Origin of the sequence: Teichococcus vastitatis (assembly GCF_003604215.1) — a bacterium.
Taxonomy (GTDB): domain Bacteria; phylum Pseudomonadota; class Alphaproteobacteria; order Acetobacterales; family Acetobacteraceae; genus Pseudoroseomonas; species Pseudoroseomonas vastitatis.
Genome location: NZ_QXGS01000005.1, coordinates 205909 through 230176, shown reverse-complemented (window position 1 = coordinate 230176; position 24268 = coordinate 205909). Strand labels below are relative to the sequence as shown.

Here is a 24268-nt window from a genome sequence, read left to right as displayed (position 1 = left end):
CGACCGCCGATGGCGTGCGCGAGCCGCAGAACCGCCGCGTCGAGATCGTGCTGCGCTAAGCCGCATCACCTCCTCGCCGGACCTGAAGGAAAGGGCGCCGCAAGGCGCCCTTTCTGCATTCAGCGCGCCGACCTGACGAACCGCGCCCGCCAGATCATCGCCGAGGCCGCGCAGAACTCCGGCCGCGTGCAGGCGACCCGCATCGAAGTGGCCGGCCACGCCGACCGCTCCGGCACGCCGCAATACAACTTGCGCCTGTCGCAGCGCCGCGCGGATGCGGTGTCGGCAGAGCTGGTGCGCCTGGCCGCCGCCCGCTCGACGATCACGGTGCAGGCCTTCGGCGAGAGCCGTCCGCTGGTGCCGACCGCCGATGGCGTGCGCGAGCCGCAGAACCGCCGCGTCGAGATCGTGCTGCGCTAAGCCGCACCACCTCCTCGCCGGACCTCAAGAAAAGGGCGCCGCAAGGCGCCCTTGTCACGTTCAGGCGATGATGTCGGGCAGCAGCCGGCTTTCCAGCCAGGCGATTTCATCCTTGAGCTTCAATTTGCGCTTCTTCAGCCGCTGAAGCTGCAACTGGTCCAGCAGGGAGATCTCCATGCGGGAGATCACCGTATCGAGGTCGCGGTGTTCGCTGCGCAACTCGTGGAGTTGACGGAGCAGGCTGTCACGGTCGGCCAGGATGGGCCTCATCTTTTGCTCGGTTTGAGTCGCATCGGCAGGGAAAAGGGCCATATCATGTCTCGGCGTGATCGCACAGCTTGCACTGGCTCTCCGCTTCATCCGGCCATTCGGCCGGGAAACAGGGCTAGGCGGTGGAGTGCGGCGCGCCCCGTTTCGGCGTGACCCGCGCTGCCCCGGCGTGCGGGATACCTCGAGGCGGTTCCTGGCTAAAACAGCAACCAGCAGAGAACTGGAGCGCCGATGTTGCAACAGCCACGCCTGCGCAGCCTACAGGAACGTCATGCTACTCTGGAGCGGCAGATCGCCGCCGAGGGCCAGCGTCCGCAACCGGATTCCGGCACCCTGGGCCGCCTGAAGCTCGCCAAGCTTCGCCTGAAGGAGGAGATGGAAAGGCTGCGCCCCGCGCGCTGATGCCGTGCCGACGGCTCTCGTCGCATCGCGTCCCGCCCCCATGGCCGAGGCCATGGGGGCGACTTGATTCCGGCTCCCCTCAGCCCCATTGAATTCACGGGAGGGGTTGCGCCGGGCCGGCGCACCGCGCAGAAGGCGCTACGACCCGTTCGCCGAATATGACGTTTCAGCGGCGCGGGGCGTGGTCAGCCATTTCCAGGGAGCATGGGCACGGCATGGATGCCTCCGATATCGCGCGTGTGCAGGCTTATCTGCGCCGGATCCTCGGCAGCGAGCGCGTCACCCTCATCAAGCCGGCCCGTGCAGGGCTCTCGGTCGAGGTTGCGGTCCAGGACGAAGTGATCGGCACCGTGCATCGCGACGACGATGAGGGTGAGGTGTCGTATTCCGTTCACCTGACGATCCTGGAAGAGGATCTGCCGCCCTTGCCGAAGGCAGCCACCGCAGCGCCCCGGCGCCGCATCTGAGGCGAAGCGGGGTCGCATTCACCCTGCATCGCTCACGGCCGGCGCTTTCCGCGCCGGCCGGCCGCGTCAGGCGGCGTCGTCGTCCTCGGCCAGGACCGCCGGCTCGGCCGGGTTGCCGCCGGACGCCAGCACGGCGCTGTTCAGGTCGGACTGGCTGCACAGGCCCAGGATCACCGGGTCGCGCGGCTTGATGTTGGCACTGTTCCAATGGGTGCGGTCGCGCACCTTGGCGATGGTGTCCTTAGTGGTGCCGAGCAGCTTGCCGATCTGCGCCTCGGTCAGTTGCGGATAGTTGCGCAGCAGGAAGGCAATGGCATCCGGCCGGTCGTTGCGCTTGGACACGGGGGTGTAGCGGGCGCCCTTGCCGCGGCTCTTGGGTACCGGGATCGAGCTTTCCTGGAGACGCAGCCGCGCATCCGGATTGCCTTCGCAGCGTTCGATCTCCTCACGCCGCAGCTGCCCGTTCTGCACCGGGTCGTAGCCGACGATGCCCTGCGCCACCTCGCCATCGGCGATGGCCTGCACCTCCAGCGGATGCATGCCGACGAAATCGGCGATCTGCTCGAAGCTCAGGGATGTCTTCTCGATGAGCCACACAGCGGTGGCCTTCGGCATCAGCGGCAGGGTCATCGGAAACCTTAATGATCGGCGGGCGCGCCGCACAGGCCGCCCCGGATGAGCCTGCATATAGAGAGCGGGAAGGGGAGGGTCAAAGCCCTGGCGCCATCCCCGGGGCAGAAACCGGGCCGGGTCCGGCCCGGACGGCCTCCTTGGCGCCCGGCCAAACGGCCCATATCGTCAAGCACGACATTTCTGCGAAGGAACATGGCCATGCGGCGCCTCGTGACGATCTTTGGCGGCACTGGCTTCATCGGCAAGCATCTGGTGCCCCGTCTGGCGCGGCTGGACTATGACATCCGCATCATCACGCGGTACCCGGATGCCGCCCTGCCGCTGACCACCCAGGGCCGGGTCGGCCAGATCCTGCCACGCCGCGCCGATCTGCGCAGCGATGCCGCGATGACGGAGGCAGTGGCCGAGTCCAGCTTGGTGGTGAACCTGGTGGGCATCCTGGCCGAAGCCAAGCCGGGTGATTTCGCCCGGCTGCAGGGCGAGCTGCCCGGCCGCATCGGCCGCGGCGCGGCGCAGGCCGGCGTGGCCCGCGTGGTGCATGTTTCGGCAATCGGCGCGGATCCATCGAGCGACAGTGCCTATGCCCGCAGCAAGGCGGCAGGCGAGGCGGCGCTGCGGGACGCCTTTCCGTCCGCCACCATTCTGCGTCCCTCCATCATCTTCGGCCCCGAGGACCAGTTCTTCAACCGCTTCGCCGGCATGGCGCAGCTGTTGCCCTTCATGCCGGTGGTCTGTGGCAGGACCCGCTTCCAGCCGGTCTATGTAGGGGACGTCGCCGACGCCATCGTGGCGGCCAGCCAGCGTGGTGATGTCGCCGGGCGCGGCTTCGAACTGGGCGGACCCAGGGTCGCCAGCTTCCGCGAACTGATGGGCTACGTGCTGGAGGTGACCCATCGCCGCCGGCGGCTGGTGGAGTTGCCGGATGGGTTGGTGCGGCTGCAGGCTCGGCTGGGTGAGTACCTGCCCAATCCGCCGCTGACACGCGACCAGTTGGCGCAGCTGCGGCGCGACAATGTGGTGAGTCCCGGCGCGGCAGGGCTTCCGGAACTCGGCATCACGCCGACGCCCATGGAAGCGGTGGTGCCGGGCTATCTGGCGCGGTTCCGCCCTGGCGGAGGCAAGCGGCGCGTTCTTCCGGCCTGAAGGACCGTTCCGGATCTTTTATCCTCGACTCCGGAGTGTTGTGGCCCAACAAGGCTCGCAATGAGAAGAAAAAATGACACGGAGGCTGTCATAACGCGATAATTCGTGCTGGCCACCTGTGTGGGGCTATGGCAAAGCTGCGCCAACGGAGGGGAAACCCGGTCGGGTCCTGTTCGGGTCCGGCTTTCCGCGTCCTCCGATCCCTGCTGTTCCGCCTTCCTGCCGAAGGATCCGTGCTCATGGCCGATCGCATGCTGCAATTCGTGCGCCTGTCCCAACAGACACCCGAGAAGCGCGCGGCCACCACCCGAAAGACGGATTTCGGAGAGATCTACCAGCGCTTCACCGCCGAGCGGGCCAGCGAGCAATCCAGCCGCTGCTCGCAATGCGGCGTGCCCTTCTGCTCGATCCATTGCCCGCTGAACCAGAACATTCCGGACTGGCTGAAGCTGACCGCCGAGGGACGGCTGGAGGAAGCCTATGAGGTGTCCTCCGCCACCAACACCTTTCCCGAGATCTGCGGCCGCGTCTGCCCACAGGACCGCCTGTGCGAAGGCAATTGCGTGATCGAGAAGGGCTTCAACAGCGTCACCATCGGTGCCGTCGAGCGCTATGTCACGGACACCGCCTGGGAGAAGGGCTGGGTGAAGCCGCCTTCGCCGACGCAGGAGGTGGATCATTCCGTGGGCATCATCGGCGCCGGCCCGGCAGGCCTCGCCGCGGCGGAGCGCCTGCGCTCGCGCGGCTGGAAAGTCACGGTGTATGACCGTTATGACCGTGTCGGCGGGTTGATGATCTACGGCATCCCCGGCTTCAAGCTGGAGAAGCAGGTGGTGGTGCGGCGCGCCGAGCAATTCGCCGCCGGCGGCATCTCCTTTGTGCTGAACTGCCAGATCGGCCGCGACATCACACTGGACGAGATCCGCGCCCGGCATGACGCCGTGCTGATCGCGACCGGGGTGTACAAGGCGCGCGACATCGGCGGCCGCGGCTCCAACCTGGCGGGCGTCGTGCCGGCGCTGGATTTCCTCACCGCGTCCAACCGGGAAAACCTGGGCGACGAGGTGCCCGAATTCATCGACGGCACGTTGAACGCCGCCGGCAAGCGGGTGGTGGTGATCGGCGGCGGCGACACCGCCATGGATTGCGTGCGCACCGCCGTCCGGCAGGGCGCCACGGCCGTCACCTGCCTGTACCGCCGGGACAAGGCCAACATGCCCGGCTCGATGCGCGAGGTCGCGAATGCGGAGGAAGAGGGCGTCAACTTCGTCTGGCTCTGCGCTCCCGAGGCGTTCGAGGGCGAGGATGGAAAGGTCACCGGCGTCACCGCGGTGAAGATGCATCTCGGATTGCCCGATGCCACCGGGCGCCAGCAGGTGGAGCCGATCCCGGGCAGCCAGTTCACCGAGGGCGCCGATCTCGTCGTCAAGGCGCTGGGCTTCGACCCCGAGGACCTGCCGGCCATGTTCAACGCGCCGGACCTCGCCGTGTCCCGCTGGGGGACCCTGACCATCGACCGCCGCACCATGATGACCAAGCTGCCCGGCGTATTCGCCGCCGGCGACATCGTGCGCGGCGCCTCCCTCGTCGTGTGGGGCATCCGTGACGGCCGCGACGCGGCCGACCAGATCGAGCAATACGTGCTGGCGCAGAAGACGCCGGCCATCGCCGCGGAGTGACAGCCATGGACCAGATCGAGACCGGCTCCGCCTTCGCTCACGCCTATTCGCGCAATGCCGCCCTGCTGAGCGGAACCGCGCATGTCGATGTCACCGAACATGATGCCTGCGGCGTTGGTCTGGTGGCCTCGCTGGATGGCAAGCCGCGCCGCGACGTGGTGCAGGCCGGCATCGATGCGCTGCGCGCCGTGTGGCACCGCGGCGCGGTGGATGCGGATGGCAAGACCGGCGATGGCGCCGGCATCCATGTCGAGATCCCGCAGGATTTCTTTGCCGAGGTGGTGCAGCATGGCGGCGACCGCCTGCGCTCCGGCCGCATCGCGGTGGGCATGGTGTTCCTGCCCAAGACCGATCTCGGCGCGCAGGAGCGCTGCCGGCAGATCGTCGAGACCGAGATCCTGAACGCCGGCTACCATATCTATGGCTGGCGCCAGGTGCCGATCGACGTGTCCTGCATCGGCGAGAAGGCGAATGCGACGCGCCCCGAGATCGAGCAGATCCTGGTCTGGGACCCCGAGCAGCGCGATGCCGCGACCATGGAGCGCGACCTCTACGTTATCCGCCGCCGCATCGAGAAGCAGGCGATCTCCGCCCAGGTGCCGGAGCTGTATCTGTGCAGCCTGTCCTGCCGCTCGATCATCTACAAGGGCATGTTCCTGGCGGAGAACCTGACCGACTTCTACCCGGACCTGCTGGACGAACGCTTCGTCAGCCGCTTCGCGATCTACCATCAGCGCTACTCGACCAACACCTTCCCGACCTGGCGGCTGGCCCAGCCCTTCCGCATGCTGGCCCATAACGGCGAAATCAACACCGTCCACGGCAACATCAACTGGATGAAGTCGCACGAGACGCGGCTGGCCCATGAGTTCCTCGACCCGTTCATGGAGGACATCAAGCCGGTGGTGCAGGCGGGCGGTTCCGACACCGCCACGCTGGACAATGTGTTCGAGCTGCTGGTGCGCGGCGGGCGCGACGCGCCGATGGCCAAGGCCATGCTGATCCCCGAGAGCATCGGCAGCAACGCCACCATGCCCGAGGCGCATCGCGACCTGTTCATGTACTGCAACGCGGTAATGGAGCCGTGGGATGGCCCGGCCGCCGTCTGCGCCACCGATGGCCGCTGGGTGGTCGCCGGGCTCGACCGCAACGGCCTGCGGCCGATCCGCTACACGATGACCAATAACGGCCTGCTGATCGTGGGTTCCGAGACCGGCATGGTGAAGGTGGCGGAAGCGGACATCGTGGCCAAGGGCCGCGTCGGGCCCGGCCAGTGCATCGGCGTCGATCTCGACACGGCCCGCTTCTACGCCGATGGCGAGCTGAAGGACATGCTGGCGGCGCGCCATCCGTTCGGCCAGTGGATCAACCGCACCACCCGCATCGACGGCATCGTCCGCGACGAGGTGGACGAGGCGCAGGAACTGCAGGGCGACGCGCTGCGCCGCCGCCAGCTCGCCATGGGCTTCACTATGGAGGACCTGGAAACCATCCTGCACCCGATGGCCGAGGACGCGGCCGAGGCGATTGGCAGCATGGGCGACGACACGCCGATCGCGGTGCTCTCGGCCGGCTATCGTGGGCTGCACCATTACTTCCGACAGACCTTCAGCCAGGTCACCAACCCGCCGATCGACAGCCTGCGGGAAACGCGGGTGATGACCATCAAGACGCGCCTCGGCAACCTCGGCAACGTGCTTGACGAGGACCCGGCCCAGTGCGACATGCTGATGCTGGACAGCCCAGTGCTGAGCAATGCCGAGTTCGCGGCGATGCGCAGCTACATGGGCGACACCGCCTGCGTGGTGGACGCCACCTTTCCGGTCGCGGAAGGCGAGGCGGGCCTGCGCCGCGCCTTCGAACGGATCCGGCGCGAAGCGGAGGAGGGGGTCCGTTCCGGCTGCGCCCATGTGATCCTGACGGATGAGGCGATGGGACCCGAGCGCGCCGCCATTCCGATGATTCTGGCGACCGGCGCGGTGCACACCCACCTGGTCCGGCATTCGCTGCGCACCTTCACCAGCCTGAACCTGCGCGCCGCCGAATGCGTCGACGTGCACTACTTCGCCGTGCTGATCGGCGCCGGCGCCACCACGGTGAATGCCTACCTCGCGCAGGAAAGCATCGCCGACCGGCACCGCCGGGGGCTGTTCGCCGGAAAGTCGCTGAAGGATTGCGTGGCGTCCTACCGCAAGGCGGTGGACAAGGGCCTGCTGAAGATCATGGCGAAGATGGGCATCTCGGTGCTCTCCTCCTATCGCGGCGGCATGAACTTCGAGGCCATCGGGTTGAGCCGCGCCCTGGTGGCCGAGTTCTTCCCCGGCACGCCGTCGCGCATCTCGGGGATCGGCCTGTCCGGCATCGCGCGCCGGGTGTTGGCCATGCACAAGCAGGCCTGGGGCATTTCCGCCGCCGTGCTGCCGGTGGGCGGGCTGTACAAGCTGCGTCGCCGCGGCGAGGCGCACGCCTTCGACGGCAGCCTGATCCACTTGCTGCAGAACGCGGTGGAGAGCGACAGCTATCAGACCTTCAAGCGCTACTCGGAAGCCGTGCGCAAGCTGGCGCCGGTCGCTCTGCGCGACCTGCTCGACTTCCGCGTCGAGCGGGCCAGGCCGGTGCCGGTGGATGAGGTCGAGAGCATCACCGAGATCCGCAAGCGGCTGATCGCGCCCGGCATCTCCCTCGGCGCCCTCAGCCCCGAGGCGCACGAGACGCTGTCCATCGCCATGAACCGCATCGGCGCACGTTCCGATAGTGGCGAGGGCGGCGAGGACCCGGCGCGCGCCAGGCCAAGGGCCAATGGCGACAATGCCAATTCGTCGATCAAGCAGATCGCCTCGGGCCGCTTCGGCGTCACCGCCGAGTACCTGAACAACTGCAAGGAGATCGAGATCAAGGTGGCGCAGGGCGCCAAGCCGGGCGAGGGCGGCCAGCTGCCGGGCTTCAAGGTGTCCGGCATCATCGCCCGCCTGCGCCACGCGACGCCGGGCGTGACCCTGATCTCGCCGCCGCCGCACCATGACATCTACTCGATCGAGGATCTGGCGCAGCTCATCTACGACCTGAAGCAGATCAACCCCGAGGCCTCTGTCTGCGTGAAGCTGGTGTCGCGGTCCGGCATCGGCACCATCGCCGCCGGCGTGGCCAAGGCCAAGGCGGATGCGATCCTGGTGTCCGGCCATTCGGGCGGCACCGGTGCCTCGCCCGTGTCCTCGATCAAGTATGCCGGCCTGCCCTGGGAGATGGGGCTGTCCGAGACGCACCAGGTGCTGCTGCTGAACCGGCTGCGCCACCGCATCAAGCTGCGCACCGATGGCGGCCTCAAGACCGGGCGCGACGTGGTGATTGCCGCCATGCTGGGTGCCGAGGAGTTCGGCATCGGCACCGCCTCGCTCGTCGCGATGGGCTGCATCATGGTGCGGCAGTGCCACTCCAACACCTGCCCGGTCGGCGTCTGCACCCAGGACGAGGAACTGCGCAAGAAGTTCGAGGGCTCGCCGGAGAAGGTGATCGCGCTGTTCTCCTTCATCGCCGAAGAGATTCGCGAGATCCTGGCCTCGCTCGGCTTCCGAAAGCTGGAGGATGTGATCGGCCGCACCGACCTGCTGAAGCAGGTGTCGCGCGGCGCCGAGGACCTCGACGACCTCGACCTCAACCCGCTGCTGGTGCAGGCCGATGCCGGCCCCTATCCACGCCACTGCACGCTGGAAGGCCGCAACGAGGTACCTGAGACGCTGGACGCCGACATGATCCGAGACGCCGCGGCGCTGTTCGAGCGGGGCGAGAAGATGCAGCTCGCCTACAACATCCGCAACACGCACCGCGCCATCGGCACCAAGATCTCTTCCAAGATCGTGCGCAAATTCGGCATGGAGGGGCTGCAGCCCGGCCACCTGACGGTGCGGCTGCGCGGCTCCGCCGGGCAGTCGCTCGGCGCCTTCGCGGTGCGCGGGCTGAAGCTCGAAGTGCTGGGCGACGCCAATGACTATGTCGGCAAGGGGCTGTCGGGCGGCACCATCGTGCTGCGCCCGGCGCCGTCCTCCTCGCTGGTGTGGAACGAGAACGCCATCATTGGCAACACTGTGCTGTACGGCGCAACCTCCGGCGAGTTGTTCGCCGCCGGCCAGGCCGGGGAGCGCTTCGCTGTGCGCAACTCCGGCGCCACGGCGGTGGTGGAGGGCGTCGGCGCCAATGGCTGCGAATACATGACCGGCGGTACGGTGGTGATCCTCGGCGCCGTGGGCGACAATTTCGGCGCCGGCTTCACTGGTGGCCATGCGTTCATCTATGATGCCGATGGCACCTTCGAGCAGCGGCTCAACCCGGACACGCTGCTGTGGCGCCGCCTGTCCTCGGCCCACTGGGAAGAACACCTGCAGGAACTGGTGCGGAGGCATGCGGCCGAGACCGGATCGCGCCTCGCGGCCCGGTTGCTGAACGACTGGGCGGTGGAGCGCGGCAGCTTCTGGCATGTGGTGCCGAAGGAATATGCCCGTTACCTGCCGCAGCCGATGGAGGCGGTGGCCCTCGCCGCCGAATGAACGCGGGCGGGAGGCGGGGCCAACCGCTTCCCGCTGCGAAACATCTGGCAACCTTCCGTGATCACGGCTGGCCCTGGCCGGAGCCCCATGCCATAAGCGCGCTTCTGCTGTTTGGTCCGGCCTGTCCTGAATGCGAATTCTCTACCAACTGCCTTTGTCTCCCGCCTCGCGGAAGGTGCGTCTGGTGCTTGGCGAGAAGCGCATCCCCTTCGAGTTGCGCGCCGAACGGGTGTGGGAAAGGCGGGAAGAGTTCCTGGCCCTGAACCCGGCCGGAACCGTGCCCGTTCTGGCCGAGGAGAACGGGCTGGTGCTGGCGGATAGCTACGCCATCTGCGAATACCTTGACGAGGCGTACCCGGAGGTCCAGTTGCTCGGCCGCACGCTGGGTGAACGCGCCGAGGTGCGCCGGCTGGTGGCCTGGTTTGACGGCAAGTTTGCCCGTGAAGTGACCGAGAACCTGCTGTACGAGAAGCAGATGAAGCGGTTGCTGGGGCGCGGCAATCCGGATGCCGGGGCGATCCGCGCTGGCTACGCCAACCTCAAGCCGCATCTCGACTATCTCGGCTGGCTGGCCGAGACGCGCATCTGGCTCGCCGGCAACACCTTGTCGCTGGCCGATCTGGCGGCGGCGGCCCATCTCTCGGCGCTGGATTACATTGGCGACATTGATTGGGCCCTGAATGACGCGGCCAAGGACTGGTACGCGCGCGTCAAGTCGCGCCCGGCTTTTCGCCCTCTGCTGGCTGACCGCGTCAGCGGCAGCAATCCGCCGCCGCACTACGCCGACCTCGATTTCTGAGCCGCGCCCCGGCATCGCCGGGGTGGCTGGTTCAGGGCAGCATGCCCGGCAGCCGCGCGACGTGGCTCGCGATCTGGCCGGCCGTGGTGAGCCAGACCAGCCCCTGGCGCGCGGTGATGTGTTCCAGCGCACCGCGCAGCGCCCGCAGCCGGTAGGGCTGGCCGATCAGGTGCGGATGCAGGGCGATCCCCATGACCTGCGGCTTGCCGTCACGGATCTGCAGCAGCCTTTCCTCGAAATCCGCCACGATCATGGCGGCGAATTGTTCGGCCGAATCCTTGCGCGCCACGATGGAGGGCATGTCGTTGACCTCCTGCGGGTAGGGCACCGCCAGCAGCGGCCCGGTGCGGGTGGCCAGATGGATGGGCTGGTCGTCGGCGCACCAGTTCAGCGTGTAGCTGTAGCCGGCTTCCGCCAGCAGGTCCGGCGTCACGCGGCTTTCCGCGATCCAGGGCGACAGCCAGCCCCGGGGCGGGGCGCCCTCGGCCTCGGTGATCACCGTGGTGGCGGCGCGGATCATGGCCCGCTCGGCCGCCTCGTCCATGGTGCTCTGCCGCTCGCTGTTGGTGCGGCCATGCGCCGCGATCTCGTCGCCGCGCGCGCGGTGCGCCGCGATCAGGGACGGGGCGTAGCCATACATGGCGCTGTTGACCAGCACGGTGGCCGGCAGCCGCAGCGCCTCCAGCAGCTCGATCAGCCGCCACGCGCCGACGCGGTTGCCGTAGTCGCGCCAGGCGTAGTTCAGCACGTCCGGCTGCGGGCCCCCGCCGCCATTCGGACCCGGCGCCAGCTCGGCCCCCAGCCCTTCGCCAAAGGCGAAGTGTTCCAGGTTGATGCCCAGATAGACCGCCAGCTTGGCACCACTGGGCCAGGAGTAGACCGGGCGCTCGGGCCAGGGATGGTAGCTGTAGCGTCCGTGGCTGGGCAGCATGCGTGCGGCATCTCCAGGGGTGGGCGGTCGAAGGATCAGGTGCGGGACTAGCAATGCGCAGGCCAACCCTGCCGCATGGTTTCCGTATGGCAAAATCCCGGCTAGAAAGCGCTCATGTCTCAGCCCCTGTCGGCCGAGGCAGCCCGGGCGCGCGCCCTGCTTTCCGCCACCGCCCGCCAGGGCCGGGGGAAGATGGCGCGCCCGGTCCTGCTTGGCCTTGCCTCGATTGCCTGCGGCCTGGCCCAGGCGTGGTTCATGGCGCATCTGTTGGCCACCCTGCTGGGCCATGGCGCTTCCGGCTGGCCGGACCTGATGGCCGCCGCAGCCCTGGCGCTGCTCGGCATCGGGCTTGGCGTGGCGCAGGAACGTGCGCAGGCCGATGCGGGCGCCGCCGCGCGCGCCGGGTTGCGGCGCCGGGCCTTCGCCCGCCTGCTGGCGCTCGGCCCCGCCGATCCGCGCCCGGCCGGCGAGCGGGCGGCGTTGGTGGTGGACCGCATTGAAGCGCTGGACGGTTATTTTGCCCGCTGGCTGCCCGCCGCCATCCTGGCCGCCGCCGGCCCCCTGCTGATCGCGGTGGCCGTCGCCTCGGAGGACCCGCTGAGCGGGGTGATCCTGTTCGCCGCCGGCGCGCTGGTTCCCGTGGGCATGGCGATCACCGGCATCGGCGCAGCCCTGGCCAGCCGGCGGCAGTTCGACGCGCTGCAGGCGCTGTCGGGTCGCTTCCTCGATCGCATGCGCGGCCTGCCGCAGATCGTGCTGTTCGGCCGCCAGGACAGCGAGGCCCGGGCGCTTGGCGCCGCCGCCGATGAGCTGCGCGGGCGCACCATGCGGGTGCTTCGCGTGGCGTTTCTGTCTGGCCTCAGCCTGGAGGTGATCGCCGCCGCCGTGCTGGGCTGCCTGGCTTGGCGGCACGGCAACCTGCTGGTCGGCGGCCATCCGGACCCGCAGGCGGCGCTGTTCTGCCTGCTGATGGTGCCTGGCTTCTTCGCTCCGCTGCGCGCCTTTTCCGCCGCCTATCACGAGCGCATGGCGGCGAACGGCGCCGCCGCCGCCCTGGCGCCGCTGCTGGCGGAGGAGAATGCCGAAACCGGGCTGCTGCTGGCCGAGATGCCGCCCAGCGTGGTGGTCACCTTCGAGCATGTCGGCCTGACCTATGACCCGTCGCGCGGTCCGGCGCTGCGCGACCTGAGCTTCCGCGTGCTGCCGGGCGAGGCGCTGGTGCTGGCCGGGGCCTCGGGCGCCGGCAAATCCTCGGTGCTGCGGCTGCTGATGGGCTTTGCCCGGCCCGACAGCGGCCGCATCGCCTTCAACGGCCGCGACGCCACCAGCCTGCGTCCGTCCGAGCTGCGCCGCCTGTCAGCTTATGTGGGGCAGAAGGCGCATCTGTTCCGCGACAGCATCCGCAACAACATCGCGCTGGCCCGCCCCGAGGCGACGGACGCCGAGATCCTGGCCGCCGCCCGCGCCGCGCATGTCACCGATTTCGCCGACGCCCTGCCGCAGGGCCTCGACACCCAGGTGGGCGAGGGCGGCTATGGCCTGTCCGGCGGCCAGGCACAGCGCGTCGCCATGGCGCGCGCCTTTCTGCGCAACGCCCCGCTGGTGCTGCTCGACGAACCCACCGCGCATCTCGATCCCGGCACCGAGGCCGAACTGCTGGACAGCCTGCGCCGCCTGTGCGCCGGGCGCACCGCAATCATTGCCACGCATTCCCCGGCGCTGCGCGCCCGCTTCAGCCGGGTGCTGGAGATGGCGGATGGCCGGGCCAGCGTGGCGCGGATGGCCGGCGAATGAGCGCCATGCTGCGCCTGTTGCTGCGCGTGCTCGGCCTGTGGCGGGCACGGCGCGGCTGGCTTCTGGCCGGCGCGGTGGTGGCCGGACTGGCGGCCCTGGCCGGGATCGCCTTGTTGGCCCTGGCAGGGCGCGGCGTTTCGGAAGGGCTGCAGAATTCCGCCCTGACGGCGGGCGCGGTGGGCTCGCTGCTGCTGTTGCGGCCGCTGATCCTGGTGCGGCCGCTGGCCCGCTACCTCGAGCGGCTGGTCACCCATTCCGCCACCTTCCGCGCCCTGACCGATACCCGGATCTGGTTCTTCCGCCGCTTGGCCGAAAGACTGCCGGCCGGCCTTGGCCTGCGCGGCGCGGGGGACCTGCTGGGCCGCATCGTGTCCGACGTGGAAGCGCTGGATGGGCTGTACCTGCGCGCGCTGGTACCGGGCGCCGCCGCGGTGGCCGTGGTGCTGGCGCTGGCAGTGATGCTGGGTGCGGCCGGCCCGGGCCTCGCCGCCGTGGTGGCGCTGCCCCTGGCGGCGGCGCTGCTGCTGCCGCCTCTGCTGGCACCGGCCGCGGGGCGGGCCGCCGCGCGGGTGGCGGAGGCGCAGGGACAACTCCGCGTTGCCGCGGTGGACCCGCTGCTGGGCCTGGAGGACACGCTGGCTGCCAATGGCGAGGCGCGGGCCACGGACCGGCTGATGCGGGCCGGTGACGCGCTGGCGCAGCAGCAGAAAGCCCTGGCCCGACGCGCCGCCTGGAGCGGCGCGAGCGGCCTGGTGCTCAGCCAGGCGGCGCTGTTCGGCGCGCTTGGCTATGGCTTGGCCGGCGGCGAGGGCGCGGTGGCGGGTTCGGTGCTGGGGCTGTTCCTGGCGCTGGGAGCGGGCGAGGTGCTGGCCGCTGTGCCGCGTGCCGGCACCGCGCTAGCCGCCGCATCCGCCGGGGCCCGGCGCCTGTTCGAGGCGGCCGACACCGCGCCGCCGGTGCCCGAGCCGGCGGTGCCGGTCGCGCCACCCACCGGCCATGCGGTGCGGGTCGAAGGCGTCCATTTCTCCTGGGCGCCCGATCGCGCGCCGGTGTTCAACGGCCTCAGCCTCGAATTGCCCGAGGGCGGGCGGCTGGCCCTGCTCGGCCCGTCCGGTTCCGGCAAGTCCACATTGGCGACGCTGCTGCTGAAGCTGGCTGCCCCTCAGGAAGGCCGCATCACCCTGGGCGGCACCGATCTCGCCAGCCTGAGCGGCGCCGCTGTGCGCAGCCGCATCGCCTGCCTGACGCAGGATGCGCGGCTGTTTGACGACAGCATCGCCGCCAATCTGCGCCTGGCCGATCCGGCCGCCACCGACGCGGCGCTCTGGCAGGCGTTGGAGCGCGCAGGCGTGGCCGAGGTCGTGCGGGCCCTGCCGGAGGGTCTGCAGACCGGCTGCGGTGAAGGCGGCGCGCGGTTTTCCGGCGGACAGGGACGGCGCCTGGCGCTGGCCCGGGCGCTGCTGGCGCCGGCCGCCCTGCTGATCCTCGATGAACCGGCCGGGGGCCTCGATCCGCTGGCGGAGCGCGCCTTTCTGGAAACCCTTGAAAGCGCTACGCAGGGCCGCAGCGTGATCCTCATCACGCACCGGTTGCTCGGGGTCGAGAAACCGACGCGCATCCTGCGCCTCGTCGGGGGTCGTGCCATTCCGGCCATGGGCTGATCGCGGAGGATTGACCGGCGGCTCCTGCCGCCTCGGTGATCGCAGCCCATTGTTGCAGCAGGCAGCAATCGGAGCGAACGATCATGAGCGATTTCTTCTCGGGCCAGCGCGGCGGTGGATTGGCCGGCAGCATGTCGGGCGGCATGAAGATGGCGGCGATGGCGCTGCTGCTGCATCAACTGATGAAGCATTCGCGCAGCCAGCAGCAGGGGCACCCATCCGGCCAGGATACTGGCGACGCGGCCACGGGGGGCCAGGGCGGCGGCATCGGCGACGTGCTGGGCGGATTGCTGCGGGGCAACACCTCGCCCGCCGACGCCACCGGCAGCATGGCCGGCGCGGATCCCCGCGGGGCGGGTCACACGGGATCGGGCCAGCAGCCGGGCTATGGGCAGGGCGGTGGCATCGGTGACGTGCTGGGCGGGTTGCTGCGCGGCGGCGGCACCGGCGGCATGACCGGCGGAGCGGGCGGTGGGCTCGGCGGAATCCTGGGCGGGCTGCTCGGCGGCGGCGGCCAGGGTGGCGGCCTCGGCGGCGGCATGGGGGGCGGCCTGGGCGGCAATGCGGGGCTCGGCGGATTGCTGGGCGGCCTCGCCGGGATGCTCGGCGGCATGCGGCGGCAGGGCTTCGCCGACGAGGTGGATTCCTGGGTTGCGCCCGGCAGCAACCGGGAAGCGCCGCGCAAGGCCGTGGAACAGCAATTCGACCCGCAGGAACTGGACGCGGCGGCGCAGCAACTCGGCACCGACCGTGAGACCCTGATCGAGGAACTGCGCCGGACCATGCCGGAACTGGTGGACCGGCTGACGCCGCATGGCCGCATCCCGGAACGGGAAGAAGAGCTGGGCCAGGGCGGCGTCGGCGAAAGGCTCGGCAGCATGTTGCGGCCGGTGGGCTCGCCGGGTGGTCCCCCGCGGAACTGACGGAGGGAACCGACGCGCCTAGGTCGGGCAGCCGGGCGCGTCGGGCCAGGACAGGCGCGGATCGGCCGCGAGCGCCTCGCCGAGGCTTCTCAGCGCGGCTTCAGGCCGCTCCCGCAGCTTGGCCGCCATGGTTCTGAGAAAGCCCGGGGTTCCGGTTCTGGCAGCCTGGGAAAACCATTGCTCGGCATCATCGAGGCGGCCCTCGGCGAGGGCCAGCGTACCCATGTTGAACTGGGCCCGGCAATCGCCCGCCGCAGCGGCGCGGGCGTAGAGCTGATGGGCCGCCCCGGCATCGGCCGGGCCGCCGACACCGTCTTCCAGCATCCGGCCCAGCACCGTCATGGACCTCGCATGGCCCTGGGCGGCGGCGCGGTTGAACCAGCGGATCGCCTCCGGCAGATCCGGCTCCGCTCCGATGCCACGCGCCAGCAGGGTGGCCAGGTTGTACTGCGCCCAGGCATGCCCCGCCTCGGCGGCTTGGCGGTACACGGACACCGCGCGGGATGGGTCCTGCTGCGTGCCCCAGCCCAGTTCATGGCAGCGGCCCACCATGTTCAGGGCTTCGAGGTTCCCGGCGCCGGCGGCCACCTGGAACCACCGCAGGGCTGCCGCCCGGTCCTCCCGGACGCCGCGGCCCTGGAGCAGGCTCTGGCCGTACAGCACCTGGGCCTGCGTCATGCCGGCACGGGCCGCCGCCGCAAGCCAGCGGGCGGCTTCGTCCGGCGGCCCGGCGAAGGCTGCGGCCAGCGTGTCGGGCTCGGCCTCGCGGATGGTGGCCAGGGGCAGGGGCGGTGGCGGGGCTGGGGGGCGAGGCATGGCGCAGCTTGACCGTGTTGCGAGGAATTCGCAACAAGCCGTAACAATGATTTTCTCAGGCGTTGGCCATCAGCAGCCCGGCCTGCTTCACCCGTCCTGGCAGGGGATGGCCCACCACCTCCTCGGCCAGACGTCCGGCCGCCATCAGTCTCTCCAGCTGAAGTCCCGTCTCGATGCCACTTTCGGCACAGAGCAGCGCCAGGTCCTCGGTGCAGATGTTGCCGGCGGCGCCCGCATGCCTGGCGAAGGGGCAGCCGCCCAGACCGGCGATGGCGGCGTCGAAGCGTGCCACGCCCATTTGCAGCCCGGCCCAGGCATTGGCCATGGCCATGCCACGCGTGTCATGCAGGTGCAGCGACACCTCCAGGTCCGGCCATTTCTCCCGCACCGCCCCCACCACGCGCTGGATGGCCGGCGGCGTGGCCCAGGCCATGGTGTCGGCCAGGGAAACGTAGGGACGCTCCAGCCCCGCCCCGCCGGCCAGGGCGAGCAGCGCCTCGATCCGGTCCAGCACGGCGCCGATCGGCACCTCGCCCTGAAAATTGCAGCCGAAGGCCGCCATGATGGTGATCCGCGCCAGGGGCACACGGTGCTGGGCGTACAGGGCCATCAGGGCGGCCGCGGCGGCGAGATCCTGTTCCCGATCGCGGTTCTGGTTGCGGCGGCCGAACACCTCGGACGCCGAAACGGATACGCTGCCTTCCAGCGCGATGTTCGGCGCCACCAGCGCTCGCAGGAAGCCCTTCGGGTTCAGCCACAGCGCATTGTAGGTGACGCCGGGGTGCGGCGTCAGCCCGGCACACACCGCCTCGGCATCCGCCATGCCGGGCACGCGGCGGGGATCGACGAAGGACACGGTCTGGATGTGGCGCAGCCCGGTCTGCGCCAGGGCCTCGATCAATTCGAGCTTGCGGGCGGTCGCGATCTCGCCCTTCTCGAACTGGAAGCCCTCGCGCGGGCCTTCCTCGCGGATCTCGATGCGGCGGGGCAGCGTCATGCGGCGGTCTCCTCGGCGGGCAGGGTCAGCACATGGTCGCGGGCCAGGATGGCCTGCTGCTCCGGCGTGATGCCGAGTTCGGCCAGGATCGCGGCACTGCCCTCGCCGAGCTTCGGCGGCTGGTGGCGTAGCGTTACCCGGCTATCGCCCAGATGCACCGGGGTCATCGGGATCGGCGCGGAAAGATGCTCGGTCAGCGCTGTCTCGCCCATGATGCCGCTGGCCAGCAGGTGCGGATCGGTGAACAGATCCTCGGGGTGGGCGACGGGGGCGCAGGGGATCAAGGCCGCGCGGCAGCGGCGCAGCACCTCCTCCACCGGCCATGCGGCGATCAGCGCTTCCAGCACGGGCATGATGCGCTCCCGTGCGGCGACGCGCTGGGCGTTGCTGGCCAGTGCCGGGTCCGCGCCCATTTCGTCGAGGTCGAGATGCTGGCAGAGACGCTGCCAGTGCTGGTCGCTGGTGACGCCGACGAAGACCTGCCCATCCTGCGCCTGGAACACGTCATAGATCGCCCAGGTGATGCGGCGCGCGGTCATCGGCGGCACCCGCTCCCCGGCGATGGCGCCGGCCGCCATGTGCTGGCCGACCATGAAGGCGACGCTTTCGAACAGCGAGGCCTGCACCTTCTGGCCTTCGCCGGTCTGCTCGCGCTGGCGCAGCGCCGCCAGGATGCCGACCACGCCGAACACGCCGCCCATGATGTCCACCACCGAGGTGCCGGCGCGCATCGGCCGCCCCGGCAGCCCGGTCATGTGCGCCAGCCCGCCCTGCATCTGCACCACCTCATCCAGCGCCGGCAGCGCCTCGTAGGGACCTGGTAGGTAGCCCTTCAGCGCGCAGTAGACGAGGCGCGGGTTCAAGGCGCGCAGCGCCTCGCAGCCGAGGCCCAGCCGCTCCATGGTGCCGGGGGCGAAATTCTCCACCAGCACGTCGGCGGTCAGCACCAGGCGGCGGAGGATCTCGGCGCCGCGCTGGTCCTTCAGGTCCAGCGCCAGCGAGCGCTTGTTGCGGTTGTAGGTGGCGAAGAAGCCGGTGCCGAAGCCGCCCAGCCGACGGGTGCGGTCGCCGTCCGGCGGCTCGATGCGGATCACCTCGGCGCCCAAGTCAGCCAGCACCACGCCGCAGGTGGGACCCATCACGGTGTGGCCGAAATCCAGCACGCGCAGGCCGGCGAGGGGACCAATAGGAGAAGGAGGCTTGGCCGCTTCGCTTGACATGACGTATGTTCCGTTAGACAGAATAGCGTTCTGTTTTAGCATGGATGGTGTCGGCATGGCGGTCAAGCCGCAAGCGCCGGAGGAGGGTGTCGGCGCGGTGGACCGGGCGCTTTCGGTGCTGTTCGCCTTCGAGGCCGGGGAGGAAGCCCTCCCGCTGGCCGAGCTGGCGCGACGAACAGGGCTGTACAAAAGCACGCTGCTCCGGCTGATCGCGTCGCTGGAGCGGGCGCGGATGCTGTTGCGGGACGGGGAGGCGGCGCGCTGGCGGCTGGGTCCGGCACTAATGGTGCTGGGGCTGCGGGCCGAGCCGGCGCCGCTGCGGGTGGTGGTGCCGCCGGCGCTGCGCCGCCTCGCCGACGAGACCGGCGAGAACGCCAGCTTCTATGTGCGCCAGGGCGAGGCGCGGCTCTGCCTGCTACGCGAGGAGGGCCGCCATGCCGTGCGCGACAGGCTGGTGCCCGGCAGCCTGCTGCCGCTGGACCGCGGCGCCGCCGGCCATGTGCTGCGCGAAGCACCGGAAGGCGTGGTGGTGTCTCTGGGCGAGCGCGACCCGGAAATGGCGGCCGTGGCGGCGGCGGTGCGCGGCGCCGGCGGCGCGCTGCTCGGCGCACTCTGCCTGTCGGGGACGGTGACGCGGCTGCAGGACCCCGCCCGCCGCGCGCCCATGGAAGCGGCCCTGCTGCGCGAGGCTGCGGCACTGCGTCGCACCCTGGGTGGCTGAGCTGCCGCAGGCGGAGGGTTTGGCGCCCCAACCGGCACGCCCCTGGGCGCTGTCTCGCCGGGCGCGCCGGGCGGTTGTCGGTTGATCGGCCATCGGCATGACGCTTCAACCGTTGTCGCCGTGGGGCCGGCGCAACGGATGCCGGATGAGCTTTTCCCTCGGGACACGACGTATCGGATCTTCGATACTGGGACGAGGCAACGGCGATGCCGGGATGCTGATCGCGGCCTTTCTGCGCGGTTGGTGTGGCCGTCCGGGCGGAGGCATTCGATGATGTCGCGACGGCGGATGGAAATGCCACGATCGCTCCCGGCCTTTGTCGAGGAATGGCTGCGTGCCGCTCTGGTCAACGCCTGCTGGATCTTCGGGCAGGCCCAGATCGGGCGCTGCGGCCTGTGCCTCGCCGTCAGTCGCGCGCTTCGGCGCGAAGCGCTGAACCCGGCGCCGCCATGACCGGACCGGCCCAGTTCTCGGGCGGGTCGGAAGACAACAAGCCAGAAGGCAGGAGCGTCCCTTGAGCCACAGCAACTCGTTTCATCCCGCCACCGCGCTGCGCGACGCCATGGGGCGCGGCATCGTCATGGCGCCGGGCGCGCCGGATTCGCTCACCGCGCGGCTGGTGGAGCGGGCCGGCTTCCCTGCCGTGTACATGACCGGCCTGGGCGCCACCGCGGCGCGCCTGGGGCAGCCCGACCTCGGGCTGCTCACCGGCACCGAGATGGCGGAGCACGCCCGCAGCATGGCGCGGGCCGTCGGCATCCCGGTGGTCGCCGATGCCGATACCGGCTATGGGGGCGTGCTGAACATCCGCCGCACCGTGCGGGACTACGCGCAGGCCGGCGTCGCCGCGCTGCATCTGGAGGACCAGATGGCGCCCAAGCGCTGCGGGCAACTGAGCGGCATCCGGCTGATGGAGGCCGAGGAAAGCGCCGAGCGGCTGCGGGCGGCGGTGGCGGCGCGCGGCATGGATGACATGCTGATCATCGGCCGCACCGACGCCCTGGCCGCCGCCGGTATCGACGCGGCGCTGGAACGCGCCCGGCGCTACCAGGACACCGGCATCGACCTCGTCTTCGTCGACGGCATCAAGACGATTGCCGAAACCGAAGCGGTGGCGCGCGCCATCCAGGGGCCCAAGGTGATGACGGTGGTGGACGGCACCGAAACCGTCGGGCTGACCGCGGATGTGCTGCAGCAGATGGGCTTCAGCATCGTCTTCTACGCCGTCAGCACGTTGTTCACCGCGATGCGTGCCGTGTCGGAGACACTGTCCGCCCTGAAGCGGGACGGCACGCCGCGGGCCCGTGCCGGGGCCATGGTGAGCTACGGCGAGTTTGCCGAGGTGGTCGGGCTGCACGGGCAGCAGGAATGGGCCACCCGCTTCGGCGGGTGAGGGCAAGCGGCGCGGTCAGCGGCCGCGCCGCGCCACGCCGTCCGCCACCAGCGCGCATCCCGCGACCGCCAGCAGGATCGCCAGTCCCGGCCACAGCGCGGCCAGCGGCGCCTCGAACACCGCTTCCTGCGCGTTGGCCAGCATGTTGCCCCAGGACGGGCTGGGCGGCTGGATACCGAGGCCGAGGAAACTCAGCACGCTTTCGGTCAGGATGGCTCCGGCCACGGCGAGGGCGCAGGCCACCGCCACCGGTGCGGCCAGGCCCGGCAACACGTGCCGCCACAGCAGCCGCGCCTCGGTGACGCCCAGCGCCCGCGCCGCGCGGATGTAATCGGTGGCCAGCAGCGACAGCGCGCCTGCGCGCGCCAGCCGCGCCACGCCGACCCAGCCGAAGATCACCAGAATGGCCACGATGCGCAGCATGTCGGTGGCGGCCTCGCCGCGCGGCAGGCCGAGCTTCGCCGGGTCCATCGCGGCCAGCAGCACCAGAATCGGCAATGCGGGCAGCGCCAGCAGTCCGTCCGCCAACCGCATCAGCACCGCGTCCACCCAGCCGCCGCGCCAAGCCGCCAGCAGACCGAGCGCGGTGCCCAGCACGCTGGCCGCCAGCGCCGCCGCCAGCCCGACACCGAGCGAAACCTGGGCGCCGTAGAGCAGCCGCAGCAGCAGGTCGCGGCCCAACTCGTCGGCGCCGAGGGGATGATCCGGTGACGGCCCGGCATAGCGGGCGAACAGGTCGGGCGCGAAGGGATCGGTCCCGAGCCAAGCTTGCGCCCAGGGTGCCGCCACCGCGGCCAGCAGCAGCAGCAGCAGCAGGGCGAGGCCCAGATGCAGGCGCGTCATCGCTCACCGATCCGGGGATCGATCCAGCGCTGCGCCAGATCCGCCAGCAGCGTCGCTAGCATGGTCACCAGTGCGACCAGCAGCAGCGCCAGCAGCGCCAAGTTGTAGTCATTGCCCATCACCGCGTCGTAGAGCAGCTTGCCCATGCCGGGGCGGGCGAACACGGTTTCTGTCACCAGCGCGCCCGACACCAGCGCCCCGGCATCGAGGGCCAGCAGCGTCAGCAGCGGCACGGCGGCGTTGGGCAAGGCATGGTGCCAGAGCAGGCGCCGTTCCCCGGCGCCGCGGGCGCGGGCGCTGGTGATGTGCGGGCGGGACAATTCGGCGGACAACGCCGCGGCGGCGTGACGCGCATAGCCCGCCATCTGGCCGAAGGCGATGGTGGCCACCGGCAGCACCAGGAAAGGCAGGGCGGAATGGCCCGCATCCGGCGCGCCGCCCGCCGGCAGCCAGCCAAGCCGCACCGCGAACAGGATGATCAGCAGGATGCCGAGCCAGAAGGAGGGCACCGCCTGCGCCAGCAGCGCCAAGCCGTCGACCACCGGTGCGGCGCGCGGCCGGAGGGCCGCCAGCGCCCCCAATGCGATGCCGAGCCCGGCTGCCAGCAGCACCGCCGTGCCGACCAGCGCCAGGGTGGAGAGCAGCGCCGGCCACAGCACCCGCCACACCGGCTGGGCGAACAGGCGCGAATAACCGAACTCCCCCCGCAGCACGCCGCCGGCCCAGGCGAGATAGCGGGCGATCAGAGACTGGTCGAGGCCGTGCAGCGCGCGCAGCCGCTCGATGTCGGCGGGCGTGAGCCGCGGGTCGGAGATCATCGCCAGCGACACCGGATCGCCCGGCATCAGCCCGATGGAAAACCAGGCGGCCAGCGACAACAGCACCAACGTGATGGCCATCTGCGGCATCCGCCACAGCAGCAGGTTCAGCGCACCCGCCATTGCGTCACCCATAAGGAGGAATAGTTCTGGTGGCCGGTGGGCGTCACGCCGTCCAGCCATTGCGGCCAGACATGCGCGTCCGAGCGGTGCCACAGCGGAAGGGAAGGCAGATCGGTGGCGACGCGCCGCTGCAACCCGGCCCAGAGCGGGCGGCGCTTGTTTGCGTCCAGTTCCAGCGGCAGCGCCTCGATCAGCCGGTCCACCTCGGCATCCTTGTATCCGGTGTAGTTCTGGCCGGACCAGTTGCGGGCGGCGGTGGCGATCTCATCCGAATGCAGGATGGTGCGCGGCACGTTCTCTGGGCTGCTGACCCAGGCGAACATCGCCGCGCCGCCGTAGCGCCGCTTCGACACGGTTTCGGCAAAGAACACGCGCGGTGGCTCGTTGCGGATGCGCGCATCGACGCCGATGGTTTTCCACATGCCCGCCAGGATCTGCTGCACCTGTTCGCGCGTGCGGTTGCCGGCGGTGGTCATGAAGTCGAAGGACAGTGTTTCGCCTGCGGCGTTGCGGCGCAGGCCGCCGGCACCGGACGTCCAGCCGGCCTCGTCCAGCAGGGCGCGGGCGCGCGCCGGATCGAAGGGATATTGCGGAATGCCGGGATCGAAGCCGGCGTCGCGCGGGTGCACGCCGCCATGCGCCACCTCCTGTTGTCCGCCGAATAGCCGCGCCACGATCTGCGCCCGGTCAGCGGCGTGCAGCAGCGCCTGCCGCACGCGGCGATCGGCCAGCACCGGGTTCTCCAGGTTGAGGTCGATGTGCTCGTAGGTGAGGCCGGGATTGTAGTGGAAGCGGAAGCGCCCGCCGGTGCGGCGCTGCAGGGCCGTCGCCTGCTCCAGCGGCAGGCCGAGTTCGCCGGCAACCATGTCGATCTGGCCGGCGAGCAGCTGTGCCTCCAGCGCCGCGTTGTTTTCCACTGTGCGCAGCTGGATGCGGTTGAAGGCGGGAGCCGGGCCGCCCCAATGCGGGTTGCGCTCCAGCGTCACGCCGGCGCCCGGCTGCACCGCGGCGATGCGGTACGGACCGTTATACAAGGCGGCGTTGGTGGTGTCGGTCTCATAGGCGGAGCGGGTGCGGTAATTCGCGCGGTCCGCTTCCCAGATCGGCCGCTCGATGCGCGCCGGCAGCGGTTGGAACTGGCCGAGCCCGGCATAGTCGAAGGTTACCTTGTCGAAATGCAGGGTGATGCTGTGCGGGCCGGCGCTCTCGAAGCGGTAGGCCGAACGATAGAACTCGGCCGGACCGAGGCCGGTCTCGAAGGCGCGGCCGGCCTCCCAGGCGAAGCGGAAATCCTCCGGCGTGACGGGCGTGCCGTCGCCCCACTTCCAGTCCGGCCGCAGCTGCCAGGTGACGCGGATGCCCGGCTTGCCGTCCGGCGTGGTTTCCAGCACCGCGTCGCCATTCTCCAGGCTCGGCAGCCGCGTGCAGGCGATGCAGCTCTGCTTCCATTCCGCGTCGTAGGCGGTCACCGGATGCAGGGCGAAGCCGAGGATGTACGCCTTGGCCGCCATGTTCTCGATGTTGGGGTGGAAGTTCGACGGGTACTGGCTGAGGCCGATCACCAGGCTGTCGCGCGGTGCCTGGGCGGCGGCCGGCAGGGTGAACAGGAGGAGGGCCAGAAGCACGGCAAGGAGATGTCGCATCGCCGGATGATGCAGAAGGATGCCGCGCCGC

General features: G+C 70.2%; 22 protein-coding genes. 13 read left to right on the top strand and 9 right to left on the bottom strand.

Annotation, left to right across the window (positions count from 1 at the left end):
- The coding region (locus D2K64_RS10650) for an OmpA family protein (RefSeq protein ID WP_238384123.1) at positions 1 to 420 on the top strand (420 nt) is incomplete at its 5' end.
- A gap of 60 nt (positions 421 to 480) precedes the next feature.
- Here the strand turns inward: D2K64_RS10650 and D2K64_RS10645 are convergent.
- On the bottom strand, positions 481 to 681 hold the full coding sequence (locus D2K64_RS10645) for a DUF465 domain-containing protein (protein WP_120008345.1): 201 nt from the start codon (positions 679 to 681) through the stop codon (positions 481 to 483).
- A gap of 240 nt (positions 682 to 921) precedes the next feature.
- Between D2K64_RS10645 and D2K64_RS10640 the strand changes: the two genes are divergently transcribed.
- Positions 922 to 1092, top strand: coding sequence for a YdcH family protein (locus tag D2K64_RS10640; protein WP_120008322.1), 171 nt, complete (start codon positions 922 to 924; stop codon positions 1090 to 1092).
- 215 nt (positions 1093 to 1307) lie between these two features.
- Positions 1308 to 1559 carry a DUF3126 family protein gene (locus D2K64_RS10635; RefSeq protein WP_120008321.1) on the top strand — a complete coding sequence of 84 codons (252 nt, stop codon included), beginning with the start codon at positions 1308 to 1310 and terminating at the stop codon, positions 1557 to 1559.
- A gap of 66 nt (positions 1560 to 1625) precedes the next feature.
- Here D2K64_RS10635 and D2K64_RS10630 read toward each other — a convergent pair whose 3' ends face one another.
- On the bottom strand, positions 1626 to 2189 hold the full coding sequence (locus D2K64_RS10630) for a DUF1013 domain-containing protein (RefSeq protein ID WP_120008320.1): 564 nt from the start codon (positions 2187 to 2189) through the stop codon (positions 1626 to 1628).
- Positions 2190 to 2390: 201 nt separating this feature from the next.
- Between D2K64_RS10630 and D2K64_RS10625 the strand changes: the two genes are divergently transcribed.
- From D2K64_RS10625 to fzlA, 4 genes are all read left to right on the top strand, one after another.
- Positions 2391 to 3335 (top strand): complex I NDUFA9 subunit family protein, encoded by a 945-nt coding sequence (locus tag D2K64_RS10625; protein WP_306418941.1) that lies wholly within the window; start codon positions 2391 to 2393, stop codon positions 3333 to 3335.
- A gap of 239 nt (positions 3336 to 3574) precedes the next feature.
- A complete protein-coding gene (locus D2K64_RS10620; protein ID WP_120008318.1) occupies positions 3575 to 5014 on the top strand; it encodes an NAD(P)-dependent oxidoreductase in 1440 nt (479 codons plus the stop codon).
- 5 nt (positions 5015 to 5019) lie between these two features.
- A complete protein-coding gene (gene gltB, locus D2K64_RS10615) occupies positions 5020 to 9555 on the top strand; it encodes a glutamate synthase large subunit (RefSeq protein ID WP_120008317.1) in 4536 nt (1511 codons plus the stop codon).
- Between the two features lie 130 nt (positions 9556 to 9685).
- Positions 9686 to 10354 (top strand): FtsZ-binding protein FzlA, encoded by a 669-nt coding sequence (fzlA, locus tag D2K64_RS10610; protein WP_120008316.1) that lies wholly within the window; start codon positions 9686 to 9688, stop codon positions 10352 to 10354.
- 31 nt (positions 10355 to 10385) lie between these two features.
- On the opposite strand, the gene D2K64_RS10605 is transcribed toward fzlA, so the two are convergent.
- Entirely contained in the window at positions 10386 to 11285 is a 900-nt protein-coding gene (locus D2K64_RS10605) for a polysaccharide deacetylase family protein (RefSeq protein WP_120008315.1), read from the bottom strand.
- A 114-nt stretch (positions 11286 to 11399) separates the two neighbouring features.
- On the opposite strand from D2K64_RS10605, the gene cydD reads away from it, so the two are divergent.
- From cydD to D2K64_RS10590, 3 genes are all read left to right on the top strand, one after another.
- A complete protein-coding gene (gene cydD / locus D2K64_RS10600; RefSeq protein WP_120008314.1) occupies positions 11400 to 13079 on the top strand; it encodes a thiol reductant ABC exporter subunit CydD in 1680 nt (559 codons plus the stop codon).
- Positions 13076 to 14740 carry a thiol reductant ABC exporter subunit CydC gene (gene cydC / locus D2K64_RS10595; RefSeq protein ID WP_238384122.1) on the top strand — a complete coding sequence of 555 codons (1665 nt, stop codon included), beginning with the start codon at positions 13076 to 13078 and terminating at the stop codon, positions 14738 to 14740. The genes cydD and cydC overlap by 4 nt, the downstream gene beginning before the upstream one ends.
- A gap of 83 nt (positions 14741 to 14823) precedes the next feature.
- Complete coding sequence (locus D2K64_RS10590) at positions 14824 to 15663, top strand: YidB family protein (protein ID WP_120008313.1); 840 nt, start codon at positions 14824 to 14826, stop codon at positions 15661 to 15663.
- Positions 15664 to 15681: 18 nt separating this feature from the next.
- Here the strand turns inward: D2K64_RS10590 and D2K64_RS10585 are convergent, their stop codons facing one another.
- The 3 genes from D2K64_RS10585 to D2K64_RS10575 are packed head-to-tail and all read right to left on the bottom strand — an operon-like array spanning position 15682 to position 18696.
- Positions 15682 to 16479: a tetratricopeptide repeat protein gene (locus tag D2K64_RS10585; RefSeq protein WP_120008312.1), complete on the bottom strand. Its 798-nt coding sequence runs from the start codon at positions 16477 to 16479 to the stop codon at positions 15682 to 15684.
- Positions 16480 to 16534: 55 nt separating this feature from the next.
- Positions 16535 to 17476, bottom strand: a complete 942-nt coding sequence (locus tag D2K64_RS10580; RefSeq protein ID WP_120008311.1) for a hydroxymethylglutaryl-CoA lyase — start codon at positions 17474 to 17476, stop codon at positions 16535 to 16537.
- Positions 17473 to 18696 (bottom strand): CaiB/BaiF CoA transferase family protein, encoded by a 1224-nt coding sequence (locus D2K64_RS10575; RefSeq protein WP_120008310.1) that lies wholly within the window; start codon positions 18694 to 18696, stop codon positions 17473 to 17475. The genes D2K64_RS10580 and D2K64_RS10575 overlap by 4 nt, the downstream gene beginning before the upstream one ends.
- Positions 18697 to 18751: 55 nt before the next feature.
- Between D2K64_RS10575 and D2K64_RS10570 the strand changes: the two genes are divergently transcribed.
- The 3 genes from D2K64_RS10570 to D2K64_RS10565 all read left to right on the top strand — a co-directional run bounded on the left by D2K64_RS10570 (position 18752) and on the right by D2K64_RS10565 (position 20810).
- The gene (locus D2K64_RS10570) at positions 18752 to 19417 is read left to right on the top strand and encodes an IclR family transcriptional regulator (RefSeq protein WP_162306176.1); all 666 of its coding nucleotides are present in this window, start codon (positions 18752 to 18754) and stop codon (positions 19415 to 19417) included.
- A gap of 294 nt (positions 19418 to 19711) precedes the next feature.
- A complete protein-coding gene (locus tag D2K64_RS24355) occupies positions 19712 to 19870 on the top strand; it encodes a hypothetical protein (protein WP_157985803.1) in 159 nt (52 codons plus the stop codon).
- A gap of 61 nt (positions 19871 to 19931) precedes the next feature.
- Positions 19932 to 20810, top strand: coding sequence for an isocitrate lyase/PEP mutase family protein (locus D2K64_RS10565; protein WP_238384121.1), 879 nt, complete (start codon positions 19932 to 19934; stop codon positions 20808 to 20810).
- 15 nt (positions 20811 to 20825) lie between these two features.
- On the opposite strand, the gene D2K64_RS10560 is transcribed toward D2K64_RS10565, so the two are convergent.
- Genes D2K64_RS10560 through D2K64_RS10550 form a run of 3 tightly spaced genes read right to left on the bottom strand, consistent with a single transcriptional unit; the run spans position 20826 to position 24237 of the window.
- Complete coding sequence (locus D2K64_RS10560) at positions 20826 to 21653, bottom strand: ABC transporter permease (RefSeq protein ID WP_120008308.1); 828 nt, start codon at positions 21651 to 21653, stop codon at positions 20826 to 20828.
- A complete protein-coding gene (locus D2K64_RS10555; RefSeq protein ID WP_238384120.1) occupies positions 21650 to 22606 on the bottom strand; it encodes an ABC transporter permease in 957 nt (318 codons plus the stop codon). Before D2K64_RS10555 ends, D2K64_RS10560 begins: the two co-directional genes overlap by 4 nt.
- Entirely contained in the window at positions 22579 to 24237 is a 1659-nt protein-coding gene (locus D2K64_RS10550; protein ID WP_120008306.1) for a peptide ABC transporter substrate-binding protein, read from the bottom strand. The genes D2K64_RS10555 and D2K64_RS10550 overlap by 28 nt, the downstream gene beginning before the upstream one ends.
- Between the last annotated feature and the right edge of the window lie 31 nt (positions 24238 to 24268).

Excerpts from the sequence above, each read along its gene's own strand:
- D2K64_RS10630 (WP_120008320.1), bottom strand. The coding sequence starts at position 2,189 with ATGACCCTGCCGCTGATGCCGAAGGCCACCGCTGTGTGGCTCATCGAG.
- cydD (WP_120008314.1), top strand. The coding sequence starts at position 11,400 with ATGTCTCAGCCCCTGTCGGCCGAGGCAGCCCGGGCGCGCGCCCTGCTT.
- D2K64_RS10605 (WP_120008315.1), bottom strand. The coding sequence starts at position 11,285 with ATGCTGCCCAGCCACGGACGCTACAGCTACCATCCCTGGCCCGAGCGC.
- D2K64_RS10580 (WP_120008311.1), bottom strand. The coding sequence starts at position 17,476 with ATGACGCTGCCCCGCCGCATCGAGATCCGCGAGGAAGGCCCGCGCGAG.
- D2K64_RS10570 (WP_162306176.1), top strand. The coding sequence starts at position 18,752 with ATGGCGGTCAAGCCGCAAGCGCCGGAGGAGGGTGTCGGCGCGGTGGAC.
- D2K64_RS24355 (WP_157985803.1), top strand. The coding sequence starts at position 19,712 with ATGCCACGATCGCTCCCGGCCTTTGTCGAGGAATGGCTGCGTGCCGCT.
- D2K64_RS10575 (WP_120008310.1), bottom strand. The coding sequence starts at position 18,696 with ATGTCAAGCGAAGCGGCCAAGCCTCCTTCTCCTATTGGTCCCCTCGCC.
- D2K64_RS10640 (WP_120008322.1), top strand. The coding sequence starts at position 922 with ATGTTGCAACAGCCACGCCTGCGCAGCCTACAGGAACGTCATGCTACT.
- D2K64_RS10635 (WP_120008321.1), top strand. The coding sequence starts at position 1,308 with ATGGATGCCTCCGATATCGCGCGTGTGCAGGCTTATCTGCGCCGGATC.
- D2K64_RS10625 (WP_306418941.1), top strand. The coding sequence starts at position 2,391 with ATGCGGCGCCTCGTGACGATCTTTGGCGGCACTGGCTTCATCGGCAAG.
- D2K64_RS10590 (WP_120008313.1), top strand. The coding sequence starts at position 14,824 with ATGAGCGATTTCTTCTCGGGCCAGCGCGGCGGTGGATTGGCCGGCAGC.
- cydC (WP_238384122.1), top strand. The coding sequence starts at position 13,076 with ATGAGCGCCATGCTGCGCCTGTTGCTGCGCGTGCTCGGCCTGTGGCGG.
- D2K64_RS10550 (WP_120008306.1), bottom strand. The coding sequence starts at position 24,237 with ATGCGACATCTCCTTGCCGTGCTTCTGGCCCTCCTCCTGTTCACCCTG.
- D2K64_RS10620 (WP_120008318.1), top strand. The coding sequence starts at position 3,575 with ATGGCCGATCGCATGCTGCAATTCGTGCGCCTGTCCCAACAGACACCC.
- D2K64_RS10560 (WP_120008308.1), bottom strand. The coding sequence starts at position 21,653 with ATGACGCGCCTGCATCTGGGCCTCGCCCTGCTGCTGCTGCTGCTGCTG.
- gltB (WP_120008317.1), top strand. The coding sequence starts at position 5,020 with ATGGACCAGATCGAGACCGGCTCCGCCTTCGCTCACGCCTATTCGCGC.
- D2K64_RS10555 (WP_238384120.1), bottom strand. The coding sequence starts at position 22,606 with ATGGGTGACGCAATGGCGGGTGCGCTGAACCTGCTGCTGTGGCGGATG.
- D2K64_RS10585 (WP_120008312.1), bottom strand. The coding sequence starts at position 16,479 with ATGCCTCGCCCCCCAGCCCCGCCACCGCCCCTGCCCCTGGCCACCATC.
- fzlA (WP_120008316.1), top strand. The coding sequence starts at position 9,686 with ATGCGAATTCTCTACCAACTGCCTTTGTCTCCCGCCTCGCGGAAGGTG.